At 68.5% G+C, this 11,450-nt stretch carries 12 protein-coding genes and 1 pseudogene; 5 read left to right on the top strand and 8 right to left on the bottom strand.

Going from position 1 to position 11,450, the window contains the following annotated elements; genetic code table 11:
- The first annotated feature begins 133 nt into the window (after positions 1-133).
- The 3 genes and pseudogenes from pknB (at position 134) to ABT171_RS10950 (ending at position 3,498) form a co-directional block, all read left to right on the top strand.
- Positions 134-2,125, top strand: a complete 1,992-nt coding sequence (pknB, locus tag ABT171_RS10965) for a Stk1 family PASTA domain-containing Ser/Thr kinase (protein WP_351242113.1) — start codon at positions 134-136, stop codon at positions 2,123-2,125.
- Positions 2,126-2,888: 763 nt separating this feature from the next.
- Positions 2,889-3,172: pseudogene (locus ABT171_RS10960) on the top strand (IS630 family transposase); the annotation flags it as partial.
- Between the two features lie 191 nt (positions 3,173-3,363).
- Entirely contained in the window at positions 3,364-3,498 is a 135-nt protein-coding gene (locus ABT171_RS10950) for a hypothetical protein (protein WP_351242109.1), read from the top strand.
- Positions 3,499-3,590: 92 nt separating this feature from the next.
- On the opposite strand, the gene ABT171_RS10945 is transcribed toward ABT171_RS10950, so the two are convergent.
- The 6 genes from ABT171_RS10945 to ABT171_RS10920 are packed head-to-tail and all read right to left on the bottom strand — an operon-like array spanning position 3,591 to position 7,776.
- Entirely contained in the window at positions 3,591-4,346 is a 756-nt protein-coding gene (locus ABT171_RS10945; RefSeq protein WP_351242108.1) for a class E sortase, read from the bottom strand.
- Between the two features lie 37 nt (positions 4,347-4,383).
- On the bottom strand, positions 4,384-5,451 hold the full coding sequence (locus ABT171_RS10940; RefSeq protein WP_351242106.1) for a class E sortase: 1,068 nt from the start codon (positions 5,449-5,451) through the stop codon (positions 4,384-4,386).
- Complete coding sequence (locus ABT171_RS10935) at positions 5,448-6,086, bottom strand: aminodeoxychorismate/anthranilate synthase component II (protein ID WP_351242104.1); 639 nt, start codon at positions 6,084-6,086, stop codon at positions 5,448-5,450. The genes ABT171_RS10940 and ABT171_RS10935 overlap by 4 nt, the downstream gene beginning before the upstream one ends.
- Positions 6,083-6,244, bottom strand: coding sequence for a hypothetical protein (locus ABT171_RS10930; RefSeq protein WP_208875658.1), 162 nt, complete (start codon positions 6,242-6,244; stop codon positions 6,083-6,085). The genes ABT171_RS10935 and ABT171_RS10930 overlap by 4 nt, the downstream gene beginning before the upstream one ends.
- Before the next feature lie 52 nt (positions 6,245-6,296).
- On the bottom strand, positions 6,297-6,962 hold the full coding sequence (locus ABT171_RS10925) for a class E sortase (RefSeq protein ID WP_351242102.1): 666 nt from the start codon (positions 6,960-6,962) through the stop codon (positions 6,297-6,299).
- A 25-nt stretch (positions 6,963-6,987) separates the two neighbouring features.
- The gene (locus ABT171_RS10920) at positions 6,988-7,776 is read right to left on the bottom strand and encodes a DUF881 domain-containing protein (RefSeq protein ID WP_351242100.1); all 789 of its coding nucleotides are present in this window, start codon (positions 7,774-7,776) and stop codon (positions 6,988-6,990) included.
- Positions 7,777-7,878: 102 nt separating this feature from the next.
- Here ABT171_RS10920 and crgA point away from each other — a divergent pair, with 102 nt between their 5' ends.
- Positions 7,879-8,133 (top strand): cell division protein CrgA, encoded by a 255-nt coding sequence (gene crgA, locus ABT171_RS10915; protein ID WP_351242098.1) that lies wholly within the window; start codon positions 7,879-7,881, stop codon positions 8,131-8,133.
- A 257-nt stretch (positions 8,134-8,390) separates the two neighbouring features.
- On the opposite strand, the gene ABT171_RS10910 is transcribed toward crgA, so the two are convergent.
- Positions 8,391-9,278, bottom strand: a complete 888-nt coding sequence (locus tag ABT171_RS10910; RefSeq protein ID WP_351242096.1) for a rhomboid family intramembrane serine protease — start codon at positions 9,276-9,278, stop codon at positions 8,391-8,393.
- A gap of 107 nt (positions 9,279-9,385) precedes the next feature.
- Positions 9,386-9,916 carry a peptidylprolyl isomerase gene (locus tag ABT171_RS10905; protein WP_351242094.1) on the bottom strand — a complete coding sequence of 177 codons (531 nt, stop codon included), beginning with the start codon at positions 9,914-9,916 and terminating at the stop codon, positions 9,386-9,388.
- A 280-nt stretch (positions 9,917-10,196) separates the two neighbouring features.
- On the opposite strand from ABT171_RS10905, the gene ABT171_RS10900 reads away from it, so the two are divergent.
- Positions 10,197-10,898: a DUF5324 family protein gene (locus ABT171_RS10900; protein WP_351242092.1), complete on the top strand. Its 702-nt coding sequence runs from the start codon at positions 10,197-10,199 to the stop codon at positions 10,896-10,898.
- The last annotated feature ends 552 nt before the right edge of the window (positions 10,899-11,450 follow it).

Here is an 11,450-nt window from a genome sequence, read left to right as displayed (position 1 = left end):
CGATACCGGTCCTGTATCGGGTTGCGGGCTTGGCCAGGTCACACAAAGCGAGCCGGGTACGGTAGGCCCGGACGGCAGCCTCCGGCCACACGACTGTGCGGCCGGGACCGACGGAGAGGGCTGGTAGGGAACTATGGAAGAGCCGCGTCGCCTCGGCGGCCGGTACGAGCTGGGCCAGGTGCTCGGCCGTGGTGGCATGGCGGAGGTCTACCTCGCGCATGACACCCGGCTCGGCCGCACCGTGGCGGTGAAGACGCTGCGCGCGGACCTCGCGCGTGATCCGTCCTTCCAGGCCCGGTTCCGCCGGGAGGCCCAGTCGGCCGCCTCGCTCAACCATCCCGCGATCGTCGCGGTCTACGACACGGGCGAGGACTACATCGACGGGGTCTCGATCCCGTACATCGTCATGGAGTACGTAGACGGCTCCACGCTCCGTGAGCTGCTCCACTCCGGCCGGAAGCTCCTGCCCGAGCGTGCCATGGAAATGACCATCGGCATCCTCCAGGGCCTGGAGTACGCCCACCGCAACGGCATCGTCCACCGCGACATCAAGCCGGCCAACGTCATGCTGACCCGCAACGGCCAGGTCAAGGTGATGGACTTCGGCATCGCCCGCGCCATGGGCGACGCCGGCATGACCATGACCCAGACGGCCGCGGTGATCGGTACGGCCCAGTACCTGTCGCCGGAGCAGGCGAAGGGCGAGCAGGTGGACGCCCGCTCGGACCTCTACTCGACGGGCTGCCTGCTCTACGAGCTGCTGACGGTACGGCCCCCCTTCGTGGGCGACTCCCCGGTGGCGGTGGCCTACCAGCACGTCCGCGAGGAGCCCCAGCCCCCGTCGGTCTTCGACCCCGAGATCACCCCCGAGATGGACGCGATCGTCCTGAAGGCGCTGGTCAAGGACCCGAACTACCGCTATCAGTCGGCCGACGAGATGCGCGCCGACATCGAGGCCTGTCTGGACGGCCAGCCGGTCGCGGCGACGGCCGCGCTGGGCGCGGTGGGCTACGGCGGCTACCCCGACGACCAGCAGACGACGGCCCTGCGCGCCGACGCCGGCGCGGGCGCCACGAGCATGCTCCCGCCGATGAACCCGGACGACGGCGGCTTCGGCTACGACGACGGCTCCGGCCGCCGCGGCCGGCCGCAGAAGAAGTCCAGCACCTCCACGATCCTCCTGGTGGTCGCGGGCATCCTGGTCCTGGTCGGCGCGATCCTGATCGGCAAGTGGGTGGCGACCAGCCACAACGGCGACGACGGCAAGGTGCCGGTGCCGGCCTTCATCGGCCAGCCGGAGAAAACGGCCCGGAAGATGGCCGCGAACGTCGACCTGAAGGTGTCGGTCACCAGGAAGCCCTGCGACGACCAGCCGAAGGGCAACGTCTGCGACCAGGACCCGAAGAACGGGAAGGTGGACAAGGGCAGCACGATCGACCTGACCGTGTCGACCGGCGCGCCCAAGGTTGCCGTGCCAAGTGTCCTTGGCCAAAGCTTCCAGGAGGCCAAGGCGACGCTGGAGAGCGACAAATACCAGTTCCACGTCGTGAAGGAGACAAAGGTCTCGACGGAGCAGCCGGGCACCGTACTGGAACAGGACCCGGTACTCGGCAAGGAAGTCGAGAAGGGCACCACGATCACCCTCACGGTTGCCAAGCCCGAGGACAAGGTCACCATTCCCGGCGACCTCGTCGGCAAGTCCTGCGACGACGCGAAGAGCGAACTGCAGAACCAGGGCCTGTCCGCCAACTGCACCGACACTCCCACGCCCAACCAGGACCAGGACGGCAAGGTCCTTTCGACCAGCCCGCAGGGCAACCAGCAGGTGCCGAAGAACTCGACCGTCACGCTCAACGTCGGCAAGTTCCAGGGCGGCCAGCAGACGCAGGGCCAGGTCCCGAACGTCACGGGGAAAACCCTGAAGGAGGCCGAGCAGATCCTTCAGCAGAACGGCTACACGAACTTCCAGGTCAACGGGCCGGGCGACGACAAGGCACGGGTCATCCAGCAGAACCCGACGCCCGGAACCCAGGCCGATCCGAGTACCCCGATCGTCCTGAACACCTTCGACTTCGGCGGCGGCGGGAACGGCAACGGCGGCCTCCTCGGCGGCAACAACGGCTGATGCCATCCCTTACAAGTGAGCCCTGGCATCCTCGTAGATGCCAGGGCTCGCTTGCAAGGTACGCCTAGTGTGCCGTTGACCAGCCCGTACAAGAGTTCAGTAGCCTGTTTGCCTTGAATCTTCCGACCTGTACGCCGACGTCGAAGATGCCGCTGTCATCATCGGCGTGAGTCTTCCAGTCCTGCATGCTCTCGTACCCACCGGTATTGACGTGCCACGACCAGTACCTGGTCTTTCCCTGCGCATTCTTCGTAACCAAACGAACCGCCGCGCTCGCTCCGTCGGAACGAGAGTCAAACGACGTCAACGAGAGGGCTATGTGATCAGTGGCCCCAAAGAAGTTTTCGACACGCAGGCTGCCGTTGGCTCCGGTCGTCATGCAGCTCGCCGTAAGCGTGGCAGCTTGAGCCGAGGCTGGGAGGAGAGTCGTAAGGGCAAGTGCCGCTACACCAACGCCGCAGCCTTTTAGAAACGTCCGCATGATGTCCTCTCAGTTCTGAATGATCTCGACGCAAGAAGGAACGTATCTTCACCCCGAACTTCCCCTCAAGGACAAGCGTCGTTATTCAGACAACGACCTGTAGATGCCCTGCCTCCACCTTCTCCGCGCGCACCAGCTCGCCCCACACCATGTAGCGGTACTCCGAGGTGCAAACGTGGTGCACGCCGTCAGGGGGATGTCATGCGCCGGGCAGCACCATTTCGGTGCGCTATAGGCGCGCGATGATGCTGCTGGCCAGGCCGGCGGAAACCGTTCCGGTGATTGCCCAGGTGGTGCAGGCGCCCCCATGGAGTGCGCTACTTCCATGGCTGCTACTCGGTCGGCGAGGACACTCTGTGGGGCGTCAACTGCCGCAGGAAGGGTGCCGCCAACACGCTTACCGCGCGGAAGTCGGTCCGTGCCGCCCGCCCGGACGGCGCCCCGATCTACGTGATCCTGGGCAATCTGTCCGCCCACAAGGGCGCCGACACACCGTGCAGACCCGGGCTCTGCACGCCTGCCTGCGCTGGCGGTGGAAGGTGAGTCACCGAGATCGTTTGGCGGCGTTCTGAGCCGTGACGGATGCACCGGCGTCGTGCGGGGCGGTCCTGGAGACCGGGGCGTCGGCATCATCAGGCTCACGGCCGACGGTCGACGCCTCGCCGCCCAGTGCAAGCGGTTCGCGCCCTGCCTCAACATCACAAGCCCCGACGTGCAGAAGTTCGTCGGGTCCGCCAAGGTGCTGCACAGCGCTTAAGTGGCACTCTTTGTGGCGACCTGCCCCTTCGCCCCTGAGGCTCTGCGCATCGCCGCCGAGGCAGGGATCACCGCCGTGCACCGTGGGATGCTGGAGGAGTGGAGCGCCGGGGAGCTGCTGAAGGTCTTGGAGTAGTTACGACGTGACGCAAAGGGGCCCGAAGCTGCAAGTCGAAGTTGCGGCTTCGGGCCTCCTTCATGCTGGGTGACTGAGTTGCTGCAAGTAACTCAGTCACCCAGCTCCGCCGGCGGCGTCCGCTTGCCGTCCACCTTCTGCACCCGGACCAGTTCGCCCCACACCACGTAGCGGTACTCGGAGGTGTAGACGGGGGTGCAGGTCGTCAGGGTGATGTAGTGGCCCGGCTTCTTCCTGCCGGACTCCTTCGGGATCGGGGAGAGGACCTTGACGTTGTACTTCGAGGTCTCCGACAGGACCGAGTAGACCTTGTAGACGTACCAGTCGTCCCGAGTCTCGAAGACGATCGGGTCGCCCTTCTCGATCTTGTCGATGTTGTGGAACTTCGCGCCGTGGCCGTCGCGGTGGGCGGCGAGGGTGAAGTTGCCGGGCTTGCCGGTCATGGGGAGGGTCGCCTTGACCGGGTCCGTGTAGTAGCCGGCCACGCCGTCGTTGAGGACGTCTGTGCCCGTGCCCTTCTCGACCAGGACCTCGCCGTTGCGCATCGACGGCACATGCAGGAAGCCGATGCCGTCCTTGGTGTCCAGCGCACCCGGAGTGGAGTCCGTGGCGTGGGCCCAGTGTGCGCGGACCTGGTCGGCCCGTTTGTCCGCCTTGCGATCCGCTATCACGTTCGTCCACCACAGGGAGTAGACGACGAACAGGGCGAGCAACAGGCCTGCGGTGATGAGGATTTCACCCAGGACGCTGACCGCCGTGGCGACACGGCCGGGACGCCGGCCGCGCGGGGTGGGATCCGGATCGGACGCGTCCGTGTGTTCTTCGGTGTCGTCGGCGGTCGCTGCCACAGTTCCTTGCCCTTACTCGCTTCGGCCCTACGATGCCCTACTCGATGAGCGCGTCCGGCTTGCCCTTGCTGCGCGGGCGTTCCTCGACCATCTTGCCCCAGACGATCAGCCGGTACTTGCTCGTGAACTCCGGTGTGCAGGTGGTGAGGGTGATGTAGCGGCCGGGTTCGGTGAAACCCGAGCCCCTCGGGACGGGGTTCAGCACGCTGGTGTTGGACGGCGAGGTCACCGGCAGCATCGAGGTCACCTTGTACACGAAGTACGTGTCCTGTGTCTCGACCACGACCGCGTCGCCGGCCTTGAGCGTGTTGATGTACCGGAACGGCTCACCGTGCGTGTTGCGGTGGGCGGCGAGTCCGAAGTTGCCGGTCCTGTCGCCGGGCATCGCCGTCTTCAGCGGGGGCTCGCCGTAGTGCCCGACCATGCCCTTGTCGAGCACCTTCCGGTTGCTGACGCCTTCCGCGATCGGGGCGACCACGTCCAGCTTGGGGATGTGCAGGATGGCGAAGCCCTGGCCCGGCGCGAAGACACCCGGGCTGCGCTTACCGCTGGCCCAGTCGTCCTGGAGCTGGTGCGTCTCACTGCCCGCCTGCGCGTGGGCGCGGACGTTGGTCCACCACAGCTGGTAGGTGACGAACAGCAGCATCAGCACACCGGTGGTGATGAACACCTCGCCGATCGCCCGGCTCGCGACGACGGCCGGGCTCGGCTTGCGCCGCCGCGCCCGCCGCCGCGCCTCCACCCGGGACAGCGGCCGGCCGGGCTCCGGTGCCTCGGCGGGCGCCGCCTCCCGGCCGCCGCCTCCATGGCGCCCACCGCGCCGCTTGGCGGCCTTTCTGCGGGCCGCACGCCCTCCGCCCGCGGTTCCGGTGGCGGAGGAGCCGGAAGGGGCCGCAGCGGCCGCAGAGGCGCGTATGGAGCCGCTCCGCGGACCCGGCGGCGGGTCGGTGATCCGCAGCGCCATCGTCTCGTCGTCCGGAACAGGCCGGTACGACTCCTGGTACCCCGCGCCCGCCGCGTCCCATTCACCAAGCGCACCGGAAGCCTCGTACGACTGATCCCCGTACGAGGCATCGGTCTCGCGCTCCGGGCGCAGTGCGGTCACGCCGTGGCCCTGCCCACCACCGGGGCCAGCCCCGTCGACCTCGCCACGGCACCCTGGTCGCCGCACTCCGCCAGCCAGTTGGCCAGCATCCGGTGACCGTGCTCGGTCAGCACCGACTCGGGGTGGAACTGCACGCCCTCGACCGGGAGTTCCCGGTGCCGCAGGCCCATGATGATGCCGTCGTGGGTGCGGGCGGTCACCTCCAGCTCGGCCGGGACCGTGCCCGGCTCGGCGGCCAGCGAGTGGTAGCGGGTCGCCGTGAAGGGGGAGGGCAAGCCCGCGAAGACGCCCTTGCCCTCGTGCTCCACCAGCGAGGTCTTGCCGTGCAGCAGCTCGGGCGCCCGGTCCACCACCCCGCCGTACGCCACCTGCATCGACTGCATGCCGAGGCACACCCCGAAGACGGGCACGCCGGTCGAGGCGCAGTGGCGGACCATCTCCACGCACACGCCCGCCTGCTCCGGCGTTCCCGGTCCGGGCGAGAGCAGCACACCGTCGAAGCCGTCCTGGGCGTGCGCCGTCGACACCTCGTCGTTGCGCAGCACCTCGCACTCGGCACCCAGCTGGTACAGGTACTGGACGAGGTTGAAGACGAAGCTGTCGTAGTTGTCGACGACGAGAATCCGCGCACTCACTGGTTGTCCACCGTCACATCGTTGAAGGGCAGCAGCGGTTCGGCCCACGGGAAGACGTACTGGAAGAGGACGTAGATCACGGCCAGGATCAGGACTAGGGAGATCAGCGCCTTCACCCAGGCGTTTCCCGGCAGATGCCGCCAGATCCAGCCGTACATGCCGTTCCTTCCGTATCCCCACGGCACCAGACGCACGCCGTACGCCAACAGACTAACGGCGCAGCGCCGCCGGTTCGCCTGCCTCCACAGACTGCGTGGAGTCCAGGTGCGCCCAGACGATCAGCCGGTGGCTGTGGCCCCATTCCGGATCGCACGTGGTCAGCGTCAGGTAGCGGCCGGGACGCGTGTACCCGGACTTACGTGGCACAGGGTCGATCACCTCAACGTCCGTCGGCACGGTTTTGTAGGGGCCTTTGTCGATCCGATACGTGAACCAGGTCGTCCCGTCCGTGAGGACGACGGCGTCCCCGGGCCGCAGCTTCGGGAAGTCCAGGAACGGGTCGCCGTACGTCCGCCGGTGACCGGCCACCGCGAAGTTGCCCGTCTGGCCGAGCCGGGCGGTCCCCCGGTAGTGGGCGAGCCCCCTGGCCAGCACATCGCGGCCGGTGCCTTCCAGGACCGGCTTGTTCCACGTGAAACCGAGCCGCGGGATGTACATGATCGCGAAGGCGCTGCCGTAGCGGTGGCGCTCCGGCTTCGTCACGGCGACCGGCCGCGCGCTCCCCTTCGACCACTGCCGGTGCAGCTGATCGATCTGGTCGTTCATGGCGCTGTCGGCCCGCACGCCCGTCCAGAACAGTACGTAGGCGACGAAGAGCACGATCAGGGCGCCGACGGTGATGCACAGCTCGCTGACGGTCCGGACGATCACGCGCACCGGCGCCTCCGCGACGGACGGCTGGCTACTGCACGGGCTTCGCGTAGTGCAGATCCACTGTGCCCGAGTAACCCGGAAGAGTCACCGTCCCGTCGTCGGTGACTTTCCAGCCGAGGCCGTAGACGTTGACGTACACCATGTAGGTCTGGATCGCCTTGCTCGCCGCGAGTGCCTGCTGCAGCCTGTCCGGGTCCCCGACCGCCGTGATCCTGTACGGCGGAGAGTAGACACGGCCCTGGAGAATCAGGGTGTTGCCGACACAGCGCACCGCGCTGGTGGAGATCAGCCGCTGGTCCATGACCTTGATGCCCTGGGCGCCGCCCTGCCAGAGCGCGTTCACCACGGCCTGCAGGTCCTGCTGGTGGATGACCAGGTAGTCGGGCTGCGGCTCGGGATAGCCGGGGAGCTTGGCCGTGGCGTTGGGCGGGGCGTCGTTGAGGGTGACGGTGACGGCCCGGCCGGTGAGCTTCTGGGTGCCGGTGCTCTTCTCCAGCCCGCTGAGCCTGCGGTCCTGCGCCTTGGTGCTGCCGTCGTCGCTCTCGGCGAGGGACTCCACGCTCCCGCGCAGGGCCGCGTTGGACTCGTCCAGTTCCTTGTTCTTGCGGCTGCGCTGCTGGATCAGGTCCGACAGCTTCAGCAGGGAGCCGTCCTGCCGGATGTCCGTGCCCTTGGCCGTGTTGAAGCTGGTGAAGAAGATGAGGCCCGCGAGGGCGAACACGGCCGCGGTGAGCACCCGCACCGGACGGAAGCGCCGGCCGCGGCCTGGGCCGGAGCCCGTTGCCCCCGTCCCGGGGGAGTCGGCAGAATTGCTCAACGTACTCTTATCTCCTTCGGCGCCACGGAAGCACTACGCTAACGGACGCGCCCGACCCAGTTACCTGCGCGGCCACGCAGCGCATCGACAGGAGAGACCCTCGTGCCGAAGTCACGTATCCGCAAGAAGGCCGACTACACGCCGCCGCCGGCGAAGCAGGCACAGGCCATCAGGCTGAACAGCGGCACCTGGGTCGCACCAGTCATGCTGGCCATGTTCGTCATCGGCCTGGCCTGGATCGTCGTCTTCTATGTGACCGACGGCTCGCTGCCCATCGACTCGTGGGACAACTGGAACATCGTGGTCGGCTTCGGCTTCATCGCCGCCGGCTTCGGCGTCTCCACGCAGTGGAAGTAGTCCACGGAAGTGGTCCACTGAGTTATCCACAGGTTGTCCACCTGGGAGAGGTACCTGGGGACAACACCTGGGGAAAAAGAACGACCATCTGTGGATAACTCATCGGGCGTTGACGCCGGTGTGACTGGCCCGACGTTCCCTATACATCTGTTCGCCCCCTGTCTGACCTGCGGAAACGCATCCGAGCGACAGGGGGCGCAGCTGTACCCGCACGCCGTGCACAAGATTCGCCACAGCCTGTGGACAACGGTTCGGTATCAGGTGAGCTGTGCGGTCCTGACCAGCGTGAGAACCGCCACGGCGGCGAGTACGACGGCACAGGTGCCGTACTGGACCAGTGTCCGCCTCTCGCGCGGGGCGTGGACCATGGCGTACCCGGTGACGACACCGGCGACCAGACCGCCGATGTGGGCCTGCCAGGCGATGTTCGCCCAGGTGAAGGTGATGATCAGGTTGATCACCAGCAGGGCGACGAGCGGGCGCAGGTCGTAGTTGAGCCGGCGCATCAGCACGCCGGTCGCACCGAAGAGACCGAAGATCGCTCCGGAGGCGCCGAGAGAGGGCTGGTTGGGTGCGGCCAGCAGATAGGTGAGGGCGCTGCCGGCGAGGCCCGAGACGCAGTAGAGGGCGAGATAGCGGGCGCGGCCGAGGGCCGCCTCCAGGGGGCCGCCGATCCACCACAGGCTGAGCATGTTGAAGAGGATGTGGGCGTAGCCGCCGTGCAGGAACATCGCGGTCAGCAGGCGGTAGTACTGGCCCTGGGCGATGCCCTGGACCCCGGGGAGCAGGGGGGCGTAGGCCTGTCCGATCAGTTCGAACCGGTTGGTGAAGCGGTCGCCGAGGGCGATCTGCGCCAGGAACACCGCGAGGTTGATCCCGATCAGGACCTTGGTGAGCAGGCGCGGGTCGGCCGTGAGCGTGCCGCCGGCGATCGTGCGCGGCTGGGCGGCGGTCGGGGCGTGTCCGGTGCCGCTGCCGGCGCGCACGCACTCGGGGCACTGGAAGCCGACCGAGGCGCTGATCATGCACTCGGGGCAGATGGGGCGCTCGCAGCGGGTGCAGCGCACGCCGGTCTCGCGGTCCGGGTGGCGGTAGCACATGGGCACCTGGTGGGCGCCCTGTGTGCCGGCTGCGGCCTCGTCCATCTGTTCCCCTTGCTCGTCGTGGGACTGCCCCCGGCAATGCCCCGCCCCGCTCATCCTTGGTACGGACGAGCGGGGCGATTGGTTCCCCGAGGGATGCGCTGGGGCGCTCAGCCCTCGCGCTTCTCGACGACGACCGACTCGATGACGACGTCCTCGACCGGGCGGTCGTTGCGGCCGGTGGGCACGCCGGCGATGGCGTCGACGACCTTCTGGCTGGCCGCGTCGGTGACCTCGCCGAAGATGGTGTGCTTGCGGTTCAGCCACGTCGTCGGGGAGACGGTGATGAAGAACTGCGAGCCGTTGGTGCCCGGACCGGCGTTGGCCATGGCGAGCAGGTACGGCTTGTTGAAGGACAGGTCCGGGTGGAACTCGTCCCCGAACTTGTAGCCGGGGCCGCCGATGCCGCTGCCCAGCGGGTCGCCGCCCTGGATCATGAAGCCGCTGATGACACGGTGGAAGATCGTGCCGTTGTAGAGCGGCTTCTTGCTCTTCTCACCCGTGCCGGGGTGCGTCCACTCGCGCTCACCCTGGGCCAGCTCGACGAAGTTCGCGACCGTCTTGGGCGCGTGGTCCGGGAACAGGTGGACCACGATGTCGCCGTGGTTGGTCTTGAGGGTGGCGTAAAGCTGCTCGGCCACGATCTGCCTTCCGTTGTCTTCCTGTGACTCCCCGATCCTCGCACGGCCGGGCCCGTACGTCGTCCGACGGCCACGGGTTCCGCCCGGAAGGCAGCGCTGGGCGGTGTTTCGTGGCAGGGTCGAGGCAGGCTCAGGTTGCCCGGATATGTCCCGGATCGATCCTATAGGGGTGACCGGCACCCATATGCCCGTCCTCGCATGCCGCGTGGACCGCGGACAGGCATGATCCGTAAAAGGGTGGAAAGTCGAAATACCGTACGCCACCGAGGAGGAGGAACCCGTGACCCGCATCGACAGCGTGCGCGCCGCGACCGGCTCGGCAAAGGACAGCGTGCTGCACGCCGCGGAAGTGGTGGCGCCCTACGCCGACACGGCCAAGGAGCGTGCCGCGCTCTACGCGCAGGAGGCACGCGTACGGCTGGCGCCCGTGGTGTCGCAGGCCGCCGAACAGGCCCGCGAACAGTACGACGCCCGGCTCGCCCCACGTCTGGAACAGGCCCGCGCGCATGTGCCGCCGAAGGTGGACCTGGCGGCGCACGAGGCCGCGCTGCGCGCCCGCAAGGCGGCCCGGCAGGCCGCCGAGTACTCGCGTCCGAAGATCGAGCAGGCCGTGGCCGCGACCGGTCCGGTCCGCGACGAGGCCGCCTCGCGCGGTGCCGCCGCCCTGGCCGCACTGCGCGGTCAGGTCTCGGCGGAGGACATCCAGAAGCTGGCCCGCAGGAACGCTCGCCGGTCCAGGGCCGGCCGGGTCGTGAAGGTGCTGGCGGTGCTGACCGCGCTGGCCGGTGGTGCCTTCGCGGCATGGAAGTGGTGGGACAAGCAGGCCAACCCGGACTGGCTGGTGGAACCGCCCGCGGCGACGGAGGTGCCCGAGTCGGGCGGCCGGCTCAGTTCGGTGGACGGCAGCGGTGCCTCGGGGCTGGACCCCGAGGTGCAGGCGAAGCAGGCGGAGGAGGACGCCGCGGACCGGGACGACCAGTAGCGGTCGGCGCTCCGCAGCAGGCCAGGGCCCTCCGGCCACTTCACGGTGACCGGAGGGCCCTGCTGGGCTTCACCGGGGCCCGGCGTCACGGCACCTGCCGCTCGGGCGGGACCCGGACAAAGGACCGGCCGGCGCACCCGCCACGACGCCTGCCGCTCAGGCAGGACCCCGGCGAAGGCCGGGCCCTGCGACCAGCGCAACACCCGCCTCTCGGGCCGGACCCGGCGAAAGCCCGGACGGTGCACCCGCCACCGGCACCTGCCCCTCGGGCCGGACCCGCGCAAGCCGGGCGATGCCGGTTACGGCGCCTGCCCTTCGGGCGAGACCGGGGCAAGGCCGGACGCCGTGCCCGGCACGGCACCTGCCCCTCACGGGCATGGCCCCGGCCTGGCGATGTCTCGGTTACGGCGCCGGCACCTCAGGCGAGACCCGGGCCAAGGCCGGACAGCGCACCCGCCCGGCACCCGCCCCTCGGGCAGGACCCCAGCGAAGGCCGGGCCCCGCGACCGGCACAACACCCGCCCCCCGGGCAGGACCCGGACAAAACCCCGG

The sequence above is a fragment of the Streptomyces sp. NPDC001851 genome, assembly GCF_040297165.1.
Lineage (GTDB): Bacteria > Actinomycetota > Actinomycetes > Streptomycetales > Streptomycetaceae > Streptomyces.
This window is presented reverse-complemented; position numbering and strand designations above follow the sequence as displayed.